General features: G+C 56.6%; 14 protein-coding genes. 6 read left to right on the forward strand and 8 right to left on the reverse strand.

What is annotated here, in order from left to right; all coding sequences use genetic code 11:
* Positions 1 to 25 precede the first annotated feature (25 nt).
* Positions 26 to 1,021 (reverse strand): NAD(P)H-dependent glycerol-3-phosphate dehydrogenase, encoded by a 996-nt coding sequence (locus tag OSO_RS0124075; RefSeq protein ID WP_010585629.1) that lies wholly within the window; start codon positions 1,019 to 1,021, stop codon positions 26 to 28.
* A 105-nt stretch (positions 1,022 to 1,126) separates the two neighbouring features.
* On the opposite strand from OSO_RS0124075, the gene OSO_RS0124080 reads away from it, so the two are divergent.
* Positions 1,127 to 1,420: a hypothetical protein gene (locus tag OSO_RS0124080; protein WP_237729329.1), complete on the forward strand. Its 294-nt coding sequence runs from the start codon at positions 1,127 to 1,129 to the stop codon at positions 1,418 to 1,420.
* Between the two features lie 151 nt (positions 1,421 to 1,571).
* Here the strand turns inward: OSO_RS0124080 and OSO_RS44895 are convergent, their stop codons facing one another.
* Together OSO_RS44895 and hpnC are read right to left on the reverse strand one after the other, a co-directional pair.
* Positions 1,572 to 2,528 (reverse strand): phytoene/squalene synthase family protein, encoded by a 957-nt coding sequence (locus OSO_RS44895; RefSeq protein WP_157605419.1) that lies wholly within the window; start codon positions 2,526 to 2,528, stop codon positions 1,572 to 1,574.
* Positions 2,529 to 2,699: 171 nt separating this feature from the next.
* Complete coding sequence (hpnC, locus tag OSO_RS44900) at positions 2,700 to 3,650, reverse strand: squalene synthase HpnC (protein ID WP_010585632.1); 951 nt, start codon at positions 3,648 to 3,650, stop codon at positions 2,700 to 2,702.
* A gap of 280 nt (positions 3,651 to 3,930) precedes the next feature.
* On the opposite strand from hpnC, the gene OSO_RS0124095 reads away from it, so the two are divergent.
* Together OSO_RS0124095 and OSO_RS0124100 are read left to right on the forward strand one after the other, a co-directional pair.
* Entirely contained in the window at positions 3,931 to 5,247 is a 1,317-nt protein-coding gene (locus OSO_RS0124095) for a TAXI family TRAP transporter solute-binding subunit (protein WP_010585633.1), read from the forward strand.
* Positions 5,248 to 5,567: 320 nt separating this feature from the next.
* Complete coding sequence (locus tag OSO_RS0124100; RefSeq protein ID WP_010585634.1) at positions 5,568 to 8,273, forward strand: hypothetical protein; 2,706 nt, start codon at positions 5,568 to 5,570, stop codon at positions 8,271 to 8,273.
* 145 nt (positions 8,274 to 8,418) lie between these two features.
* On the opposite strand, the gene OSO_RS0124105 is transcribed toward OSO_RS0124100, so the two are convergent.
* The 4 genes from OSO_RS0124105 to OSO_RS0124120 form a co-directional block, all read right to left on the reverse strand.
* A complete protein-coding gene (locus tag OSO_RS0124105; protein ID WP_010585635.1) occupies positions 8,419 to 9,891 on the reverse strand; it encodes a DUF1501 domain-containing protein in 1,473 nt (490 codons plus the stop codon).
* Between the two features lie 5 nt (positions 9,892 to 9,896).
* Complete coding sequence (locus OSO_RS0124110; protein ID WP_010585636.1) at positions 9,897 to 12,353, reverse strand: PSD1 and planctomycete cytochrome C domain-containing protein; 2,457 nt, start codon at positions 12,351 to 12,353, stop codon at positions 9,897 to 9,899.
* 390 nt (positions 12,354 to 12,743) lie between these two features.
* Entirely contained in the window at positions 12,744 to 14,078 is a 1,335-nt protein-coding gene (locus tag OSO_RS0124115; RefSeq protein WP_237729330.1) for an ABC transporter permease, read from the reverse strand.
* A gap of 1 nt (position 14,079) precedes the next feature.
* Positions 14,080 to 15,600 (reverse strand): permuted SH3 domain-containing protein, encoded by a 1,521-nt coding sequence (locus OSO_RS0124120; protein ID WP_010585638.1) that lies wholly within the window; start codon positions 15,598 to 15,600, stop codon positions 14,080 to 14,082.
* Between the two features lie 589 nt (positions 15,601 to 16,189).
* Here OSO_RS0124120 and OSO_RS0124130 point away from each other — a divergent pair.
* The 3 genes from OSO_RS0124130 (at position 16,190) to OSO_RS0124140 (ending at position 19,912) form a co-directional block, all read left to right on the forward strand.
* Positions 16,190 to 18,772 carry a DEAD/DEAH box helicase gene (locus tag OSO_RS0124130; protein ID WP_040593119.1) on the forward strand — a complete coding sequence of 861 codons (2,583 nt, stop codon included), beginning with the start codon at positions 16,190 to 16,192 and terminating at the stop codon, positions 18,770 to 18,772.
* Between the two features lie 432 nt (positions 18,773 to 19,204).
* Positions 19,205 to 19,450 carry a hypothetical protein gene (locus tag OSO_RS0124135; protein WP_010585640.1) on the forward strand — a complete coding sequence of 82 codons (246 nt, stop codon included), beginning with the start codon at positions 19,205 to 19,207 and terminating at the stop codon, positions 19,448 to 19,450.
* A gap of 159 nt (positions 19,451 to 19,609) precedes the next feature.
* Positions 19,610 to 19,912 carry a hypothetical protein gene (locus tag OSO_RS0124140; RefSeq protein WP_010585641.1) on the forward strand — a complete coding sequence of 101 codons (303 nt, stop codon included), beginning with the start codon at positions 19,610 to 19,612 and terminating at the stop codon, positions 19,910 to 19,912.
* A 770-nt stretch (positions 19,913 to 20,682) separates the two neighbouring features.
* On the opposite strand, the gene OSO_RS0124150 is transcribed toward OSO_RS0124140, so the two are convergent.
* Complete coding sequence (locus OSO_RS0124150; protein WP_010585642.1) at positions 20,683 to 22,110, reverse strand: DUF11 domain-containing protein; 1,428 nt, start codon at positions 22,108 to 22,110, stop codon at positions 20,683 to 20,685.
* Positions 22,111 to 22,131: the final 21 nt, after the last annotated feature.

The following is a 22,131-nucleotide window of genomic DNA, read 5'->3' on the forward strand; positions in this document are numbered from 1 at the left end:
GTCACCGCAGCCGTATTCACGCCGTCTATTCAGCCCGTAGCGGTCGCAGCATCAACGCGCGTGTGGCTTCGTCGGCCGCACGATGTTCGTAGAGGACGCGATAGACCTCGGTCGTGATCGGCATCTCAATGCCTTCCTGTTCGGCGACATCGAAAACGCTCTTGGTCGTCGCGACCCCTTCGGCAACGGCATCCATGCTCTGGATGATCTGATCGAGTGATTCTCCCTTGCCCAGACGAACACCCACGCCGCGGTTTCGCCCGTAGGGACTGACGCAGGTGGTAATCAAATCTCCCATCCCTGCAAGTCCCGTAAAGGTGGTCGCTTCGGCACCGAATCGCTGGCCAAACCGTGTCATTTCGACAAGACCGCGCGTCATCAGCGAGGACTTGGCGTTATCACCGAATCCCAACCCGTCTGAAATCCCCGCCGCGATCGCGATGACATTCTTCAGGGCCGCGGCGAGCTCCACACCAATCAAATCCAGATTGGTATACACGCGGAATCGGTCGGTGTTGAACATCCGCTGAACCTGACGTGCGAGTCCCAGATCACCGCTGGCGGCGACGACGGTCGCCGGCATTCGACGTGAGATTTCTTCGGCATGGCTGGGCCCGCCAACTGCCACCACCGCGCGGCTGCCGAGAACTTCCGAAATAATCTCGCTAGGCCGCATGAACGTCGCGTTCTCGATCCCCTTGATGACGCTGATGACGGGTCGATTTCGGGTCAGATGCACCTTAATGTCCTGCAAGCTCGACCGCAGGAATTGGGTGGGAATCGCGGCGACGATGTATTCCGCGTCTCGCAACGCCAATTCGACGTCGCTGGTGATGGAAATCCGATCCGAGAGCAAAACCCCGGGAAGCAGTCGTTTGTTTTCCCGAGTTTGCTGGATTTGCTGAGCGATCTGGGGATCTCGCGCCCAGATCGAGACCGTTTGATTGTCGTGTTCGGCAAGCAATGTCGCGCATGCCGTTGCCATCGCTCCGCTGCCCAGAATTGCAATGTTTGTTGCCATGGTGTGCCGATTCCATAGGTTGATAAGGAATGCAGGTCGACAATCCCGCTACAAACCCACTTGGGGGATCGTTCGTCCTGGAGTTTTTCGGGAAAGAAGTTTCGCATGGCGGTGAAATGCGAACTAGGTTTCCATAACACCTTCACTCATGCGGAGCGAATCCTAATGCAAAGTCTCGCTGAACAGAACCCTCGTCCATTTGTCGAACGTCGTGGCACCGGGGAAGCTCGCGAAGGCGGCCCAGAACGACGTCAGTTCCGCGCCACCCCCGATTCGTCACGGCCCGAAGTCGCCGAAATGGCCGCGGCTGTCGATGCCTACAAAGCGCGACATCGACGCCGGTTTATCACCTTCGACGAACTGTACGACGTCATCGCCGAATTAGGCTACCACAAATAAGCAGCGGGGCAATCCGCCGCCGCATCCGGTCTCGATTGGATTTCCCGTTCGCTCAAATGCCCACGGGCCAGATAGAAAACCGCAGCAACTCGGATTCAGGGCGACGTGCGCGCATTGTTGTGACAGACGGATCGACCACGGTCAACCAGATCTAACGCGTACCGGATGCGCCCTTCGCGACGTGACCCGTGCGAGTTCTGCGCGACGACCGTGACATCAAGATCGCGCGTCCCGCAAACCAAAGTTTCTTCCATTTGGGAAGCGACACTCTTTGCGAAAACACATCGAACCGACGTCGTTCAATCTCGTGTAGCAGTCCGCGATAGATATCGATCATCGCCCGCAAGATGCGCTGTCCGTGCGGCTCGAGATAATCGAACAGCATTTCGGCCTTCTCGTAATGGACCTGCGCTCGCGCGGTCTCGAAGCTCATCAGCTCCATAAATGGCTCGTTGATTTCGTGACTTCGCAGGCTCTCTTCGGAATAAGAAAACCGATCCAGATCTTCCCGAGGCAGGTAGATTCGCCCCACTTCGGCATCCTCTTTGATGTCGCGCAGAATGTTCGTCAGTTGGAACGCGAGCCCGCAATCAATGGCGAGCGGAATCGCTTCGTCGCCATGAAAACCCCAGACGTGGATACAGCACAACCCGACCGCCCCCGCCACGTGGTAGCAGTAACGCTCCAGTTCACGGAACGTCGAAATATCGAGCGAGACCAAGTCTGATTCGACACCGTCAATCACAGCGAATAGATACTCAGGTGGAATTTGATGTCGCTGGACCATGTCGCTGATTGCGGGTAATGCGGGATGATCGCCAAATGTCGCGAGATGCCCCGTCGTGGCCATCCCCGGCGCGACACGCTCATCTCGACAATTTAATGCCACGCGGACCGCCTGACGCCAGGTTCCCAGCCGAACCTTGCGCAATTGAAGCGTCATTCCGGTGTCGTCGCCCAAATCGTCCGTAATACGATTGAACGCATACAGCGCCTCCATCGCACGACGTTTTTCTTCAGGCAGGGTAAGAAACGAAAAGCGAAAATTGTGAGCCGTCCGGCGAGTCAACTTGCGGCAGAATTCGTAGGACTCTGACAGAGACGGCATTGTTCGCTTCGCTTGGATTTCTCGACGTTCGACACGACCAGCGCGTGGAGGATGAAAGGGCTGACGCAATTGAGTTCGACATTCTGACGCCAGAACGTCCAATTGGAAACCGACAATCACCAAGTTGTTGGCGCAATCGCCGGATCAATCGCTGCTTCTGGCTCGCGAGACTTAACCCGGTCCACGACGAGATTCAGGTTGCGTCCCACGAACGCCGCGGGCGAACTTCCGTGCGAGAGCCCCCGCAACCAGACGGAGTGCATCCCACTTCGTGACTTTGGGTCTCGTTTCCCAGACTCGATAACCGATCGATTCAATTCGATCCAGAATTCGCAGCCCACCACGGGCAAACAAATCGATGTCCACCTGCAATCGTCCCGGAAGCTGTTCGACCAGCGGCAGCCCATCGCGCAGGAATTGCCGCGCGCGATCGACTTCGAATTTCATCAATTGAACGAACGCCGCATTGCTTTGACCTGAGTCAAAGTCTTCCCGTCGAAATCCGTAACGCTGACAGTCTTCTTTCGGAAGATAAATTCGCCCGATGGCGTAGTCTCGAGCCACATCCTGCCAGAAATTGGCAAGTTGCAGGCCGGTGCAAATTGAGTCCGACCAGATAACATTCCGGGGTGTCGACTCGCGACAAAGATACAGCACCAGCCGTCCGACGGGATCGGCACTACGCCGACAGTAATCCCGCAATTGAGCGAAGGTATCGTACTCAAGCACGGACTGATCTTGTTCGAATGCAGAAATCAGATCGACAAACGGTTCCTGAGGAATCGAGAATTCATCAATCGTCGATCGGAGCGCCACGAACACAGGATGACGGTACCGCCCGGCGTAGCAGTCTTGCAATTCATTCCGCCACCAGGCGAGCAGTTCGAGCGACTTGGCGGAATCGCCGACTTCATCACCCAGATCATCGGCCCAGCGGCAGTAGGCGTAGACATTATAAAAGTGCTGACGCAGATGTTGTGGCAAGAGCCACGACACCACGGGAAAGTTCTCATAATGAGACGTCGCCAATTTTTTGCAATAAGCCTCGGCGGTGCGCCGATCGGGAACCTCGATCGATTCCAAAGCCGTTGGACCGTACTGCCGGAGATCGTCTAAGAACAAGCGACAAAGACCTTCTCTAAGTGATTCGGTTCAGGCTCACGACCAGCACGCGAATTGAAATATCGAACAGAGGGCAGAATCTTACGAAGAGTTTTCGAATGGCGTAAGGGAATGCCAGTCGTCCTGTTCGAGTTCTCCGCGATACGACGCAATATCCGCCTATTCACCGTCCTTTACTTGCCGTGGGATCAAGATATCATCCGAGCCATTACCATCTGTCCACTGCAGCGGCCGTCATCGCCGCACTCAGCTGGAAGAGTCGTCATGGAGGAAGACGCTGATGTCACGGGAAGTCTCGACAAATCGCTCGTATATGTGGGTTTGGGCGACCGTTGTCGTGGCCTGCACATCGGGCGTGCTGGCAACCTATTTTCTGTTTGTCGAGCCGCCGCCGCCGCGACGAATCGTCATGGCTTCAGGCAGCGCGGATGGCGCCTACCATCAATTTGCCGAGCGATATCAAGAACTGCTCAAAAAAGAGGGCGTCACGCTGGACGTCCGCACCACGCATGGTTCGGTCGAGAATGTGCAATTGCTTCTCGACGAATCATCGGACATTGACGTCGCCTTTGTCCAAACGGGAATTGCCGACCCCGAAAAGTCCGACTCTCTTATGGCATTGGCGAGCCTTTATCGCGAGCCTCTATGGATCTTTCATCGCGGTTCAGACGAAATCGACCGACTCACCCAATTGCAAGGCCAGCGCATCGCCATCGGACCTGAAGGCAGTGGAACCCGCGGTATCGCGTTGCAACTCCTCAGCGCCAATGGAATCGACTCTGAGAAAGCCGAGTTAAAAGACATCGGTGGAACGGCCGCGGCTGACGCGTTTGAGAACAACGAAATCGACACCGCGTTTTTTGTCGCCGGCGTCGACGCAGCCTACATCCAGAGGCTGCTGCGCATGCCGAATATTCAATTGGTCGAGCTGAAAGATGCTAAGGCATACGAACGCCGATTCCGCTTTCTCTCGACAGTGACAATCCATGCGGGATTGCTCGACCTGCAGCACAACATCCCCTCGCACGACACGACCATGGTCGCCCCCGCGGCCACTTTGGTTGCGCACCACTCGCTGCATCCGGCGCTCATTACGCTGCTGCTGAAAGTGGCAGCCAAGGTGCATCGTTCAGGAGATCTGTTGGCAACAACGGGCGAGTTCCCTTCGGCCGCATTGACCGATCTGCCGTTGAGCGATGATGCTGATCGGTACTTTCGCGTTGGTCCACCAGTGCTGCAACGGATCCTTCCTTTCTGGCTCGCGTCGCTTGTCGACCGCCTGAAGATCATGCTCATCCCGCTGATCATGCTGATGATGCCTCTCGTGCGCATGGCACCACCGCTCGTGCGCTGGCAAACACGGCGGAAGATCTATTTGTGGTATGCCGCCCTTCGCAAGATCGACCAGTTGTCGATCCATGGCATGTCGACCGACGAGGCCAGACAGTCTCTCGAAGACCTGAGACGCCTCGAACAACAAATCGCGCATGTCGGGGTGCCGCTCAGCTATATGGAAGAGTACTACAACCTGCGTTTGCACCTGAACCTGGTACGAGCTCGAGTGAGCACTGCCGTTCCTCAGGCGGAACCGACGTGAAATCACGTGCGAGTAATTTCGATCGAGTTGAGACCTGAAATGGCGCGCAAGCCGAACCCAAATGAACACCCATCATCATGTGGTGTGTCGTGCCACATTCACCTTCGGCAATGATTGCCGGTCCCACCATGCCTGCCCCCGATAATCGGCATTGCCGTTAAGTTGAGCAGCACGAACTCCGATACTGACATCATGTCTGAACCTAACGGCGGACGAATGGTGTCAGCCGCTGGCTGACGGTACCAAGTTCAGGTTTGGCAACCGTCAGCGGCCGAAAGTGCCAGTTCAAAATCTCATGCGGGAATAGTGGGCTTCCAGGGATGTCTGACCGATCGAGCCGCGATGAAGCCGAACAACGACCGCGTCCGGCGGTCTATTCGCACTATGATCAACACCGCGAGTTCGCCCGATGCCTGACCGCGTCCGCCGCGGCCCTTGCGATCTGCGGGCTGTTGCTGGTGGGGTGCAATCGCACCCATTACCGCACCCAGGCCGACGAGGTTGTCTCAGACGCCGTTGCCGGTGCGACGGCGAATCCGCGTTTTGCACTACCCGGTCACAGTGTGGCGGTCGACTCGCGATCGCGACTTTACGATCCGACCGATCCCGACTTTCCTCCCATGCCACCCGACGACCCCGATTCAGCGCGACTGATGGTCTGCGTCGACGGACATCGAGGCTGGCCTCACTGGCACAAGGACGGTGATCTCGACGATGTCGAAGTCAACGACTATCGATCGTATCTGCCCTTTGACGAAAACGGCAAAGTCCCGGTGAACCTTGAGTCGGCGGTCGAACTGTCACGACTGCACTCACGCGACTATCAGGCTCAGTTGGAAACGCTGTACCTGGCGGCGCTCGACGTCAGTGCCGAGCGGTTTGCCTTCCAATCTCAATTTTACGGTGGAAACTCGACTCAATACGTGGGATTGGGCTCGCTCTTTAATGGTGGAACACCGTCGAGTTCATTGACGACGGCGTCCTACCTCCGTGTCAACAAGATGCTCACCACCGGCACAACCCTAATGGTGGGGGCGCTCAACTCCGTCGTGTGGCAATTCTCGGGTGGCCAAACGACGGTCAACTCGTCGCTGCTGAACTTCGCCGTGTCGCAACCGCTCCTGCAGTACGCCGGCCGTCCCTACATCCTGGAACGGTTGACTCGCGTCGAACGAAACCTGCTTTGGAACGTTCGACAGTACGAGCGGTATCGACAGGGCTTCTATCTGCAAGTTGTGACAGGCGCGTCATCTGCCACTGGGCTGCAGCGGATCGGCGGACTTTTCGGCGGTTCAGGACTGAATAATTTCTCGGGTGTCGGTTCCGGTGGTTTTGGTGGTATCGGTGCGATCACGACGCTGACCAGCGGCAGTAGTGCCGGGAATGCAGGGATCGCACCAGGCATCGCGGGGGGATATCTCGGCTTTCTACAGACACAGCAAATCATCCGTAATGTGCGTGCACGGAACTCGCGACTTCGCGAGACCTGGCTGCAGCTGCGGACCGCGTACGAAGCAGGTCGCCTGGAGAATCGCTACCAGGTTGATCTTGCGCAACAAGCCTACTACAGCGGCCAAAGCTTTCTGTTGAATACGTTGATGTCGTATCAAAGTCAGCTCGACAGTTACAAGATTGCGCAAATGGGATTGCCGCCGGACGTTCCAATCGAAGTTAAGGGGAACTTCTTCGAACAGTTCAATCTGGTCGATCCCGACCTGCAAGAGCTGCTCGACGAAGTGGATGACCGACTGGAAGTACTTTCCACCGCACAAATCGAAGGCACTCCGCACTCACGCGAATCCACTGTGAAAAACTTGGGACCAAGAATTCGCGAGTTCCTCGCCGAAGTCACGAACGATTTGAAGCTCGTCGATGAGAACCTCCCCAAACGCAAGCAAATGCTGCTGTCGCTTGCCGAGTTCCCAGAGCTCAAAGAAAATCATTTTGATATTCGCGCGCTCACCCCCGAAGCATTGGACCAACGTGTCTCCACGCTACGAGGTGACTACGGACGCCTGACTGACGATCTCACGCAACTGGCCCAACGGGCGGACGCAGTTCCTGCTGAATCCGAGGGCGAATCCGAAGATCAGTTGCAGGCCGAGAAAGAGATGCTGAATCAAATGTCATCAGCTCTTCTCGAATTGTCGCTCCTGCAAGCTCGAGCAAGACTGCATGGCGTTTCCATCCACCCCGTCAATGTGACATCGGAAACCGCGTTTCAGATCGCGCTTGCACAACGTGCGGATTGGATGAACGCCAAAGCGGGTGTCGTCGATGGATGGCGTTTGATCCGATACAACGCGAACGCCTTGCGTTCAAATGTGACGATCAACGTCTCGGGCAACCTGAGAACCACCGGAAACAACCCCGTCAATTTCGCCGCAACAGAGAGCGATCTGGCAGCGGGAGTAACGTTTGACGCGCCGCTGACCCGCGTCATCGAACGCAACAAGTTTCGCCAGTCGCTGATCGATTATCAGCAAACCCGTCGATCGGCGATGGCCTATCGCGATTCCATCCACTATGCGCTTCGCGATCGGATGCGACAGATTCGGGTGGATCAATTGAATGTGGAGATCCGTCGACTGGCCGTCGATACCGCGATCACTCAGTCCGACGTGGCCTACTTGAAACTGGTCGAACCGGAAAGACCCGCAGTCGACGGCAAAACGGCACCGGCATCTCCAACCCTCGCGCGTGACCTCGTGGATGCGTTACAGAACCTGCTCGACATGCAGCAGGCATTCCTGTTTGTGTGGGGACACTACGAAGTCCAGCGTCGTCTTCTGGATTTTGACATGGGGACCATGCAGCTCGACGAACGGGGACTCTGGATCGATCCAGGTCCGATGACCAACGAGTCGCTTATCGACCGCTACTACAACAATTGTCCCGATGCGTTCCGAATCGACGAGCAATCATCGCAGTCGGGCTATGTCGAATTACATCCGGGCGATTTGCCACCAGAACCGTCAGAACAGGACCTCAATCTGCTCGAAGACCTGCCGAAGCCGCAATTGTGAACAAGCGAAACAACTTGGCGAGCCGAGAAGCGTTAGCTCTCGGATCCTGAATTCTCGTTCTCCTCGTTACCAAGCTCCGCTTGGGGACGAGGAATTGCTTATTTCCTCGGTGACGCGAAAAATCGCCAATGTGAGACAGAAGCCCCTACGCCAGGACCTCGTGAATCACTCGGCCGGCCACATCGGTCAAGCGGAAATCACGACCTTGAAAGCGGTACGTGAATCGTTCGTGATCCAGTCCCATCAGGTGCAGAATCGTGGCTTGAAAGTCATAGATATCGGTGGGCTGCTCGATCGCTTGAAAACCAAGCTCGTCTGTCGCTCCCATCGTCATGCCAGCCTTAATTCCCGCCCCAGCCATCCAGAATGTCCCGGCAAACGGATGATGATCGCGTCCAAGATAGATCGAGCCGTCACGTTCTTCGTCGATCGGCGTCCGCCCGAACTCCGACGCCCAGACGACAAGCGTATCGTCCAAAAGACCGCGCTGTTTCAAGTCGCGCAGCAGTGCGGCGATCGCACGATCGACCGACCGACACTGTCTGGGTAACGCCTGCATCAAATCGCGAGCTTGCGTATCGCCGTGATGATCCCAATCGAGATCAACAAGCTGCACGATGCGCACCCCTTGTTCGACCAAACGTCTCGCCAGCAGGCAGTTGTTCGCGAACGATTGCTTGCCAGGCTCGGCCCCATACATCGTTTGAATGTGTTGCGGCTCATTCGAGAAATCCACCAGTTCCGGCGCCGACGTCTGCATTCGGCACGCCATCTCGAATGCCGCAATGCGCGTGCTGATCTCGGGATCACCCACGAGATCGCGACGCAGGGCATTCAGGTTATTAATCGTCTCCACTGTCCGTCGTCGCACCTCGGGCGTCACGCCTTGGGGATTCGACAAGAATAAGACCGGATCTCCCTGGCAACAGAACGGGACACCTTGATGAACGGACGGCAAAAACCCTGAACTCATCATGCCCGGACCACCACGCGGCAACAGGTTTGAGAGCAGAACGATAAACGCCGGCAAGTTGTCGTTTTCGCGTCCCAATCCATAGCTGAGCCATGCCCCCAAACTGGGACGACCTTCGAGCGGCGAACCGGTCATCAAATTGAGCTGCGCAAAAGGATGATCGAAAACTTGGCCATCAAATCGCATTCCTTTCAGGAACGCGACATCATCGACAACGCCGGAAAAATGCGGCAACAATTCCGAGACCAATGCCCCTGACTGGCCATGCTGCTGAAATTTGTAGGGAGAACCGAGCAGCTTGGAAGGTCGCGACTTGTTCCGCGAGCGGATCTGTGAAAACCGCACATCGCCCAGCGACTCGCGATCGGCGGTTTTGCCATTCATTTTGCGGAGCATCGGCTTGTCGTCAAACAAATCAAGCTGCGACGGCGCACCCGCCATGAACAGGAAAATGATCCGTTTGGCGCGCGGAGCAAAATGAGGGAATCCCACGAGACGATCGGGCGCTGTGGGCGGCGAGACGTCGACGCGCGCGTCGGACGCAAACAGCGACGCCAGCGCGAACCCGCCCATCCCCGCGCCACTTCCCGCAAGAAACACACGTCGACGGATGAGATCTGAATGAGCGAGCGCCGGGTGATCCATCGCAGCTACTCCTTCGTGATCGTCTCGTCCAGGTTCAACAACACGCTCGCAACCGTTGCGTACGCGGCCCACTTGGAAACACTCAGGTGCGACGATTGCGAAATCGCTTCATCCCCGACCATCTGACGCGCCGCGTCGCCATCGTCGGTCAGGCGACTCAGTTCCTCTTGAAGCAGTTGCGTTAACTGAGAAATCTCGGAACCGCTCGGCGTTCTGGCCACGCACAGCCGAAAGCCAGCGGACAGTGCCGATTCGATGGAACCGTCACCCTCTTCGAGCATACGTTTGCCCAGATGCACCGCGGCTTCAAAAAAGACGGGGTCGTTCAACGACACCAGCGCCTGAAGAGGGGTGATGCTGTTTCCGCGACGAGCACAAGTACCAGTTCGATTGGGTGCATCGAAGATCGCGAAACTCGGATAAAGGGCAGTTCGTTTCCAATGGGTGTACACTCCCCTGCGAAATCGGTTTTCGTCCGGGTTGACATTCCACTGGAACGCGGCGAATTCCAGCTTTTCCGATGTCCCGTGCGGTTGCCAGGGAAACACACTGGGGCCTCCCAGTTGCAAAGACAGCAGACCGGACGCCGACAAGGCAATATCACGAATTAATTCGGCATCCACGCGCAATCGCGGGCCGCGTGAACACAATCGGTTCAGGGGATCGCGTTCGCGAATCTCGAGCGAGACTTGTGGCGATTGCTGATACGTCGCCGAAACCACAATAGACCGCAGCAGTCGTTTCTGGCTGAGTCCGCCACGCCGAAACTCGACGGCGAGCCAGTCAAGAAGTTCGGGATGTGACGGGGCTTCACCCCGCGTGCCAAAATCATCGCTGGTCCGCACCAGCCCATTGCCAAACAGTGATTCCCAAACACGATTGACGGCCACGCGTGTCGTCAATGGGTTGTCTTCGTCGATCAGCCAGCAGGCCAATCCGATCCGATCGTCGTCATCACCTTTAGCTGGCTGCAGGAACGTGGGCACCCCTGGTTGAACTTGCTCGCCATCCACGACGGCCGATCCACGTACTTTGACGAATGTCGCATTGGGACGAGCGCGATCCGACATTACGAGTGTAGTGGCCTCCATTTCGCTGAAAGGAGACATCGCCGCGACGGTCGTTCCTTCGTACTTCACCCCCTCGACTTCATCCGCTCCACGATTGAAGATCGCGTACAGACGATAGAAATCCTTTTGCGTGAGCGGATCGAACTTGTGATCGTGGCACTGTGCACAACTGAACGTCAGCCCCAGCCAGGCCGTTCCCAGCGTATTCACGCGGTCGACCAGCATGTCGAATCGATTGGTGATGATGTCGGGTGCGACGGCCGAGCACCGCATGAATCCTGTCGCCACCTGTTGCTGAATGGTGCCATCGGGAATCAAATCACCCGCGACCTGCTCGAACGTAAACTGATCGAATGGCAAATCGCGATTGAGTGCGTCGATCACCCAGTCGCGATACAACCAGATGGTGCGCACGGCATCGAATTCGAATCCATTCGTATCAGCATAGCGTGCCAGATCGAGCCATCTGATCGCCCACTTTTCGCCGAAATGCGGCGAGGCCAGCAATCGATCGACCAACCGTTCCGTCGCATCAGGGGCGGAATCGACCAGAAAGCCGTCGACATCTTCGAGAGCGGGAGGCAGACCGATCAGGTCTAGCGACAACCGGCGAATCAGCGTGATTCGATCGGCAGGTGCGGCATGCGGAATCTCGTCGGCTTCCAGCCGCTGCAGGATGAATGTGTCGACTGCGACGTTCGGCCAATCCCGTTCTTGAATCAGAGCAGGGCGGGGTGCTTGAGGCTTTACAAACGCCCAATGCGAATCCTCGGACCAGGATGCGCCCGACGCAATCCAGCTCCTCAGCAGCGACGTTTCCTCGAATGTCAGCGGCGGAGCGCCACGTGGCATGCGTTCATCGGGCTCCAACGCCGTCACGCGTGCGAGCAGCGCCGAGTCCTCAAGATGTCCCGCAATTACCGGGATCGCCCCGGACTCGACAGGCTTAAATACGGATTCTCGTCGATCGAAGCGCAGCCCACCTTCTTGTTGTCCCGGTCCATGGCACCGATAACAATGCGCAACCAGGATCGGACGAATGTCATGCTTAAAACTCACCGAAGAATCGGCTTGATTGTCGCTCAGCGATATCTCTTTGACATCGGCGGACGGCGTTGCGGCATGTTCGGAATCGATACCTTCGCCCGACTGTCGCTCCGCTTGGGCACGGCGACGTGCTTCACAGATCTCGCACGCCGCAAGGGGTTCAGACTTGGTGAACACGACAGGAACGCTGATCGTGTTGTTGAGATTCGAAGCGAATGATTTCGGTCGATTCGCGACGGACGTCAATCCTCGGCAGTGGTCGAGCGTCAAGACAGTCGCCGCAGTGAGAACGACGAGCAATCGTCCCACGGCCCAACCAAGCGGCAGATCTGCGCGATGCCACATGTCGCCGACTCCGCCCCGCGCAGGCGCATCCGCGCCGCGAAGGTCAATTTGCTGTGCAGAACGCACAATTCAGACTTGAACACCCAACCATAGAAATGAGGTCCGCTGATTCTATCAACGCCTTTGCTCAATTTTCGAGCGCAAAGAGGCCCGAAACTGACAGATCCGTACGCAAAGCGACACAGATTCTTACGAAAACATGAATTGGACGGTCTATGACGTTGACCAATTTACAGTTCTGAACGGGGGGCGCGCCCGAGCGAGGTCGCATCGAACGGCCTCCTCTTCCAATGACCTTCGGGCGATCAGCTTTCGAAAGAACGAGCTGAACTCCAAGGCGCAGTATGAAGTCCTCCAGAGATACTCAGCCCTGGGGACTCAGTGTCACGACTACTCGTGCCGCAGCGCTTCGATCGGGTCCATCCGAGCGGCCTGCATGGCGGGATAGAGGCCGAAGACAACTCCCACCATGACGGAAATTGCGAACGCGAGCGGCACGGACCAGTTTACGATCGTCGGCTCCATGGTACGAATGACATCGGGCACCTGAGCCATCGCGTGCGGCAAGACTTTCTGCAGACACCAGCGCATCAAGTTGATCGAGGGCCCGCATGCCAGCCCGGCCAGAATTCCCGCCACGCCGCCCATGACGGACATCGTGATCGTTTCCCGCAGGAATTGTCGCGTGATGTCACCTTGCTTGGCGCCCAACGCCCGCCGAATGCCAATTTCCTTGGTACGTTCGGTCACGGTTGCCAACATGATGTTCATGATGCCGATGCCGCCGACCAGCAGCGAAATCACCGCGATGATCCCCAGAAACAGCATGAACATCAGCCGCATCGCCCGGGCCCGCTCCAAGAGCTCCAGCGGGACCGTAATGGCGAAGTCCCCGTTCGGATGATGCGGCAGCAAAGTCTCACGAATGATGTCGGCGGTCTCGACCACATGTGCGACATCGACCGCTTGAAGCGTGATCTGGCTGAGCTGCACTCGTTCCCCTTCAAACGAACCGCTGCGGCGCGTCACAACGAGATCGCCGACCCGTAACCAGAGTGTCTGAAGCGGGACGTAAATGTCACGGGAATAGTCCTGCGCTTCGAGCGATCCGCCGATTCCCGCAGACGGTGCGCGAGGCTTCAGCAGCCCCACGATTCGGTAGTAGTCCTTCTCGACCTTGATCGCCCGGTCCATCGGATCTTCATACGGAAACAATTTTTCCGCGGTTTCCGCCGACAAGACACACACATTCACACGTTCGTCGCAGTCCCCCTGGGTCAGAAAACGACCACGGTCGATTTCCAGTCTGGTGATCTCGGCATATTCGGGAATACAGCCGACCATTCGGCCGTCGACAAGCCGATCGAGATACCGAAACTCACGACGCACCTCGCGAATCGGTACGGATCGCTTCACGGTCGGCAGAGTTGCCATGATCCGTTCGAGATCGTCACGAGTGATGCCATACGGAAAGATTCCTCGCTTTCCCGAGTTCAGTTCAGCGGGGGGCTTGAGCGAACGGACGATGACATTGTCGGCCCCCAGGCCCTCGATCTGTTTCTGAACGGCCTGGCCAATTCCTTCTCCAATCGCCAGTAGCCAGATCACGCTGGCCACACCGATACCCACCCCCAAAATGGTCAGGAGGGATCGAAGCGGGTGAAGGAAAAGTCCCTTCACGCTGCTCCACGAAAAGCCAATCAGCCCGAAGAGATTTGCGTTCACGTCACGCGCCTCGACCTGGCGACTCGCCTGCAACGGGCGTGGCGGGCGTCTTGGTCGTTGCGGGTGTCTTGCCTTTCGCGTCGTCCGCGGGTTTTGCACCGTTGGGATCAACTTCCACATCCTTCAATCCGACGCGCGCCAGATGAGGACGTGGATTCATCACAACTTCGTCGTCCCGACCAAGTCCTTCTTTCACAATGATGAACTTCTCGTTCGAGGAACCGATCGACAGTTCGCGAAGCGACAACTTTCCATCCTGTTCACGGACGATGGAATAGTGTTTTCCCGTCCGCTCGACCACAGACTGCACCGGCACCTGCAACACATCTTGCTGCGTCTCGACTCGGATCGCCACCTGAGATGTCATGCCGGGCTTCAGTGTCGCTGGCGGATCGGTGATCGTAATGATCGCGTCGTATTCTTTGGTATTTGGGTTGTACCACATCTCGTCCGAGGCATAGGCGCTGACCGTCTTGACGATGCCCTTGAGCTCCGAGCCGCGCATCGCCTCGACCCGAATGATCGCCTCCATTCCCGGTTTCACCCGGTCAACACGTGCTTCACCGATCTTGGCCTTCACTTGCATCTGGCCGATATCCGGCAGCTTGACCAGGACCTGCCGTTCTCGGACGCGGTTCCCCTTACGCACAAAGTATTCGTCGCCGCGCCACCGATCCTGATTGTTGTAGACAACCTGGCCGGTCGTCGTGGCCTTAATCACGCATTTTTCGAGCTGTTCTTCGAGCTTGGCCAGCTTGGCGAGTTCGATTTCGTACTTGGCTTTTTCGGCGAATTCAGCAGCCTCGTTCGTCTTGATGTCCGATTCGTGTTTAATCAACGTCTTGGGCTTGGTGTACTCCCGCAGCACCATCAACTTCGTCGTGGCCGCATCGCGATCTTTGTCGTACCGCTTGACAGAGAAAAGCTCCCCTTCAAGCTGTGAATCGGTGATGAAGCCCCGCGCTCGCATCTTTCGTCCGTATTCGTACGTCGCCTTGGCTCGACGAGACTGTTCCTCGGCAACAAACAGTTCACTCTGCAGCTTCTGCTCGTCCTGAACGAAGGTCCCCTTTTCGTACTCTTCACGTGCTTGACGTGCGGCAGCCAATTCATTTTTGGCTTTGCTGTAGGCGGCTTCGACGGTATTCACCGTGATCCGCTGGGCGTTCAAGTCCTTCTTGATCGTGGAGTCGTCCAATGAAATCACGACATCGCCGGGATTGACGAGTGTACCTTCTGCAACGAGTTCAAGGATTCTGACACCTTCGGACGACGAAACTTCGCAGCGCAGTTCCGTATTCGACGAACTCTCGACATCGCCACGCTCGACAATGTCATTCACAAATTCGCCAAAGATCGGCCGACGCGTGATCGCCTGCACGGCCCCCTCGCCGCGGAACGAGTAGACCGCGCCGCCACCTGCCGCAAGGCAGACGCCAAGAACCCCTAAAATGACCAGAATTCGCCGGCGCGCGCCGCCTTTGCGGGCATGCGTTGTGGGTGGTGTCGAGTCACTTTTCATGGACGTGATCATCGCAATTTGAGGAGAATGGCAGAAACGGACTCACGACGAATTGTCTGACTATATCGATTGGAGGCGATCCTCGCCACAAATTCTTCTCACCACGCGAGAAAGAAAAAACGTCTTTCGGTAACGGATATGCATAAAAAGGCAGTCAAGTAATTTCAAGAGGCGACCCGGATTCGCACCGCGGTCAATGTTCTTTCCCGCCTCGTTTCCTCGTTTCCAAGCTCCCGCTCCAGCTCACATCCATTCCTCGATCCCAAGCTCCCGCTTGGGAACGCCCCTTGAGATCTCGGTTTTCCTCGTTGCCTGACTCCCGCTTGGCAACGCCTCTCGCAATTCTCTATTTCCGTCGATCAGAAAAGTGGCCGTCGGACCGACGCACACATTTCCGATCTGTAGGAAACGTTGCCAAGCGGTATCGCAACTCACAGACATCGCTTAAACAACACGCCTGAACATCGAACAGTTCGCGTGATATTCAGCACACCAGATACCAAGCAGGTTGATTCGTCAAAATCGGAATACGCCAGCCCAAACACCTTCGCCAGCGGTGTTCTCGACCGAATTCCGCTATGATTTCGCCATGAATGAACTACCCCCCGGACATATTGCCCGCGAAGATCTGGCACTGCGATATCTCGACTCGTTGCCTTACGTCCCGTACCCCGTCCAGGAAGAAGCACTTCTGGCGTGGTTCGAAACGACGCAAGGGGTGATGGTGTGCGCTCCCACGGGAACCGGCAAGACGTTGATCGCCGAAGCAGCGGCGTTTGAGGCGCTGCACACCGGCCAAACCATCTATTACACGACGCCCCTCATCGCATTGACCGATCAAAAGTTCAACGAGCTGCAAGACTCGGCTGAACGCTGGGGATTTCGCCGCGATCAGGTGGGACTCGTCACCGGCAATCGACGCGTCAACCCGAATGCCAACGTCCTGGTTGTCGTCGCCGAGATCCTGCTGAACCGTTTGCTGACGTCGCACTGGGCCGCGCAAGAAGAGGCGGAAGCGGCGCGCGTTCGTCAGGTCGCGGCCGACCATCTCAAATCGATGTCAGAACAAGACCATAAGGGTGGCCTGCACTCGTACAACGATCTGATCGGCTGGGACGACGAAGTTGTCGAGGAACTAGCGGAAGCTGAAGCCGATCCGGCGCATGCCAAGACGCCGCTCGCGCTGGATTTCGATCGCGTCGCCGCCGTCGTGATGGACGAATTCCATAACTTCTCCGATCCAGAACGCGGGATCGTCTGGGAATTTTCACTGGCCTTGTTGCCCAAACATATTCGCTTGCTGCTGCTGTCGGCCACGATCGGTAATGCCGCGACGTTCCGGTCATGGTGCTACAAGACGCACGACCGGCTGCTAGAACTCGTCCAAAGTACCGACCGTCGCATCCCACTGCAGTTCCATTGGATCGGCGATCAGTACCTGACCGACCAGCTCGAAAACATGGCTGCCGGTGAGGAAGCCGATCGCAAGACGCCGGCCCTGGTCTTCTGTTTTAATCGCGACGAATGCTGGAATGTCGCCGAAGAACTGAAGGGCAAAGCGATGCTGGCCAGCGGTCAACAGAAAAAGCTGATCGCGGCAATCGAAAAATATGAATGGAATAAAGGGGTCGGCCCCAAGCTGAAACAACTGCTGATGCGCGGGGTAGGTGTCCACCACGCGGGACTGTTGCCGCGCTACAAGAAAATCGTTGAAGAGTTATTCCAAAAGAAGCTGCTGACGATTTGCGTCTGTACTGAAACACTGGCCGCCGGAATTAACCTGCCAGCTCGCTCGGTGGTCTTACCGTCCTTGATGAAGGGCAAACCGGGCGATCTGAAATTGATCGACCCCAGTTCTGCCCACCAGATCTTCGGCCGAGCCGGTCGACCACAGTTCGATACCGAAGGTCACGTCTTTGCCCTCGCGCATGAAGACGATGTCCGGATTCTGAACTGGCGAGAAAAGTACGATTCGATTCCGGAAGACACCAAAGACTTCGCCCTTCTGAAGGCCAAAAAGGCCTTGAAAAAGAAGATGCCCACGCGAAATCCCAATCGTCAGTATTGGACCGAACAGCAGTTCGAAAAACTGCGATTCGCCATGCCCGGCGATTTAATGAGCCGCGGGCCATTGCCGTGGCGGCTGCTGGCGTACATGTTGCAACTGTCTCCCGAGGTCGATCGGCTGCGGCGATTGGTCCAAAAACGATTGATGGACCCCAAGCAATTGGACGCAGGCGAACGGCACCTGGAAAAGATGCTGATGACGCTGCACGCCGGTGACTTTGTAAAGCTCACCCCCGAACCGCCGCCGCCGCCCGCCGTCATCAAGGCGGGTGAGGCCCCGCCGCCGCCTCAACCCGAGGATACCCCCAAGTCGACCTGGCTCTCGAAGCAGCTTCAAAAAGAGGTCGATAAAAAGCAGGAGCAAAAGACGGGCAAGAAGATCGATCGCGCGGCCGAAGAACGCGAAAAGAATCGCTATCGAGCCGTCCTGGCTGAGCCGACAGAACGACTGGAACAATTGTTTGCGTTCCGCAGCGTCAATCCGGTCTACGGGATGTTCCTGCTCGAACATTTGGGTCTGGCTGATTGGACCGAGCGAATGCTGATTTTCGAAAGCGTGCTCGAACTACCCCGAGCCCTCATTCGTCACGTCCGCGTTCCGCCCCCGTTCCGGCTACCGCCCGGTCCATTGGCCAAGGAAAGACTGGACAACGAAATCGTCCAGCGCGGCTTGATCGCAGCATCCGATCTTTACCCCGAATTCGACCGCGATGTCCCGCCGGAAGAACGCAAGTACGCCCCAGCGCTCGTCGAAAAACTACGAATGTTGTTCGATTCAGAGTATCCCGATGTCAACGACGTCTCGGTGCAACCGATCATGGTTGCCACCGAACTCTTATTGAATTGGAACGGCAACTTCTTCAACTTCGTGTCGAGCCGCGATCTGATCCGTCAGGAAGGCCTGATCTTCCGGCACCTGTTGAAGATGGTCTTGCTGCTCGACGAATTCCGTCAGATTGCACCGCTGGGCGTCGATCCGCTGGAATGGGAAGCCGACCTGCAAGAAACCGCCGACCGCTTGACCGAATGTTGTCGTAGCGTCGATCCAAGCTGGACAGATTCCATGCTGGCACAACAAGAGAGCGCAGATTTTGTGGAACGATGATCGACATTCCGAATAAAGTCTTGGCGAGCCGAGAAGCGTCACTCCCAGTTGAACTTATCACTGAGTGTGGGTGGTGACGGACGAGAATTCTCGTCATTTCGAAGTTCCCGCTTTGTTTAAAGAAGGGGGACGGGCTCCACCAGGTGCCTGTCCCCTTTCTTTAAACACGACTGGTTCTCAGCTCGCCAAAGGTCTAATGATGCTGTGTGAACCTCAGGCGCGAGACCGCTCCTATACCTGAGTGGAGAGAGCGATCATTCTGACGAAAACTGATCACGCTGAACGAAACGCCAGTGAGGGGATCTGATCTTGAAGATCACACCTGGACTCGCCGAGATCGGACCTCAGAGCTCCCTCAGCTCTGGAAAATGCCCTTAAACAGGTGAAGCCCAGACGATAAGCTGGAGTACCTTCATTTTAGGGGATGCCATTGTGGTCGAGTTCTTCAAATATCCGCGACGGAGAATTGGGCTACTAACGCTGGTGAACGCATTGGAATTCTTCGTCTTGTGGGTTCATGCCGAGTCCCGTGGCGTGATAACGGCGCGGGCGTTCTTTTTTCCTTACTTCATCACGCCACTCACCCTGCTCACCGCCTATCTGTTCATCAGCAAGCCGATGAAGCCCAAGGCAAGTCATCAAATTATGAAGAAGAAAAATTGGCGACGTGATTTCTGACGCACGAAAATCCGCCGTGATCACACGATGAGCGAACGGATCGAAGAATCAGCGACGATCTAGGACTGACGTTGAATTCGAACGCCACCGGCGATAAACCGAGGTTTGTTCGTTAGCGAAGTGGATGGGAAGCTGAGGTCTTCGAATTATGGCAAGATTATGGACGAAAAAAAGCAGGTCTCAATATTCCCGCTATTCGAATATTTAACGCTGCGCACCGTCAGACGGCATATTCAAGATCTCGAATCGCAGGGCTATGAACTGATGGCCGTTGTGCCTCCAAGTCTTCGCGGATCAAACAAACTCACTCTGGAATTCCACAAAACGACCCCAGTGAGGCATACCGAAGTTCTATTTTCATTGCTCTGGCGTCGGATTCGTCAGAAATCGACGTGGTCATACGCCGAAACGCTAGGAACCTTTCACTACATCAAGATTCCCGAGCACACGAAACTTTCGTAACGCACCAATCACTCAGCCCTCAAAATTCTAACTCCCTTCCCGAAACCGATTCACGTTGCTACTCTTTCCGGCTCGATTTAACCGGCGACCGCCGAACTTGTACTCATGACTTCCCACGAAGGGCTTCCGATGAAACGGCCAAAACTGACGACCAAGCAGAAGCGTGATCGCCGCCTCAAGATCAAGCGACGACGTATCCGTAAGCAGAAGTACGGTATGTGATTGCGCTTCGCCGGTGGCGAATCCAAATCAAAGCCGAAAGCCCGGGAGTTGACACTCGCCGGGCTTTCGGCTTTTTTGGTTGCTGCAAGCAACTCATTACGCGGGCGGATTTTGCGTTACACGCCGTTAACTAGATGCGAACGGCGGCAGCGTAGGTACCCTGGATCGCGGCGGATACACGGCGCGCCGTCCCATTTCTTCTCCGCCCCAGCCGGGCGGACGCGAACAAGCCCAGGGGTGCGAGCGTTTCGATCGCTCCCCTGGGTTTACGGCGCAGACCAAAGAGCACCCTGAGAGGGTGCAGGAAATTGCGTCTTCGTTAGCCAGAGAGAGTCTGACTCGAAATTTGTCGCGTTCGAAGTGAGGTTCCCGTACCCCTTCAGGGTACTTTCTTGTTTCGACAAACGCCCCAGGGCGGCGCTCGCGTTGCTCGCTTGCCCTAGGCTTGTGCCCTTCCGCCCACTTCGGGCGGAGGAATGAAACGATTGATACCTGTGCGAGCAAACGACGGCTTGGGTCATCGGACCGCGGGGGTCACCGACCGTGACCTACCGGACCTTGGCCTTGAAGGTCACGATGCCGCCGGTATTACCGGGAAGCGGCTCTGACAGTTCCCAGATCAGGATCTGGCTGCCTTCGCCATTGTCTTGCAAGACCAGTTCGCCGTCACGATCTGACGTCGCACTATCGACGATGTATTGCAGGCGTGGCGTCAGGTTGTCGACGATGCGAATGTGATGGGCTTCGCGGCCACCGAGGTTGTCGTAACGAATCGTAAACAGGATTTCGTCGCCGGGAAGTGCCGACTTCTTGTCCGCCAGCTTCACGATCCGCAGGTTTTCGGCTTCTTCCTTCTCTTCAATCCCGGTGATCACCGCCGTCGACTGCTCGAAATGTCCTTCGATCGGCACGTCGATTTTGGCCGTGATGACCGGATATTCGTTGCGCGTCCAAACCATCCCGTTCTGAAGCCCCAGCCCCAACCGAGCCGTGTCGGTGTTTTCGAGCTTACCGGTCATCAAGAAGCTCATCGACTCATACAGATTCAGCACTTTGTCGTGAGCCGATGGCCGACGAAGTTGAGAAACAGTGCCTTGAGCGGCATCGGTATCCAGCCCACTCGCCCGCGATCGAACGGCGATTCCGCCCATCATTTCGCGTTTGATTTGCTTCGATGCCTTCAGCCGAGTGCTCATCCCCTGAGTTGAAGCGAGTTGACCAACTCCAGCGAGCTCGCTGACATTGTGTCGTTCATGCGGTTGGCTGACCGTGCGGACGGATGCGAATCGGGGAGCGTAGACGCACACCTTGTTCGACGGCTTCATCTTTTCATAGCCACGGCGATCGGTGTACTCCAACACGGTGTCTTCGGTATCCAGTCCGTCGCGCGAGAAATTGTCGTAGTGGACTGGCCAGTCACGATCACCACCGTCACACAGGTACTCATCAGGATAAGACTCGGGTGAAGGAACATTGCAGGCATCGCATGCCATCATTCCCGGCGCCATAGGGTTCGGACCGGCGGCGGGCCAGCGAGGCAGGGGAGGGCATTCTACGTCCGCAGGGGGACAGTTGAATTGTCCCTGCAGATCGTCGCCCTGCCATGGAGCTCCATGTGCGCCTCCTGCAGGTTGAATTCCATGGGCGGCCGGCACTGGTCCCGCATAAGCAATTTGTTGGAAAGATGGATCGCGACGCACAACCGGATTTCCAGGCACCGACGAGGAAGCAGGTCCGGCAGATGCTTCCGCCATGCGACCGCGACGCGTCGCTCGGGCCTGCGCGCTGTCATTGACGGTCTCTTGATAGACCGCATGCACCGGACCATTCTCGACCGTTTTCAAGCGCGCCGCTGGCGACATGGAGGTACACGCCGAACAGGCCAGTGCCACACTGATTGAACTCCAGCGAAGCAGCGTCTGTCCCAGTTGGTGACTTGTCGTTTTCATGGCGTGGCCTTCAACAATCCGTGTCATCGCCAGTTCCCATCCTCATTT

The organism is Schlesneria paludicola DSM 18645 (assembly GCF_000255655.1).
Taxonomy (GTDB): Bacteria; Planctomycetota; Planctomycetia; order Planctomycetales; family Planctomycetaceae; genus Schlesneria; species Schlesneria paludicola.

Excerpts from the sequence above, each read along its gene's own strand:
- OSO_RS0124075 (WP_010585629.1), bottom strand. The coding sequence starts at position 1,021 with ATGGCAACAAACATTGCAATTCTGGGCAGCGGAGCGATGGCAACGGCA.
- OSO_RS0124080 (WP_237729329.1), top strand. The coding sequence starts at position 1,127 with ATGGCGGTGAAATGCGAACTAGGTTTCCATAACACCTTCACTCATGCG.
- OSO_RS44895 (WP_157605419.1), bottom strand. The coding sequence starts at position 2,528 with ATGCCGTCTCTGTCAGAGTCCTACGAATTCTGCCGCAAGTTGACTCGC.
- OSO_RS0124095 (WP_010585633.1), top strand. The coding sequence starts at position 3,931 with ATGTCACGGGAAGTCTCGACAAATCGCTCGTATATGTGGGTTTGGGCG.
- OSO_RS0124100 (WP_010585634.1), top strand. The coding sequence starts at position 5,568 with ATGTCTGACCGATCGAGCCGCGATGAAGCCGAACAACGACCGCGTCCG.
- OSO_RS0124105 (WP_010585635.1), bottom strand. The coding sequence starts at position 9,891 with ATGGATCACCCGGCGCTCGCTCATTCAGATCTCATCCGTCGACGTGTG.
- OSO_RS0124110 (WP_010585636.1), bottom strand. The coding sequence starts at position 12,353 with ATGTGGCATCGCGCAGATCTGCCGCTTGGTTGGGCCGTGGGACGATTG.
- OSO_RS0124120 (WP_010585638.1), bottom strand. The coding sequence starts at position 15,600 with ATGAAAAGTGACTCGACACCACCCACAACGCATGCCCGCAAAGGCGGC.
- OSO_RS0124130 (WP_040593119.1), top strand. The coding sequence starts at position 16,190 with ATGAATGAACTACCCCCCGGACATATTGCCCGCGAAGATCTGGCACTG.
- OSO_RS0124140 (WP_010585641.1), top strand. The coding sequence starts at position 19,610 with ATGGACGAAAAAAAGCAGGTCTCAATATTCCCGCTATTCGAATATTTA.
- OSO_RS0124150 (WP_010585642.1), bottom strand. The coding sequence starts at position 22,110 with ATGACACGGATTGTTGAAGGCCACGCCATGAAAACGACAAGTCACCAA.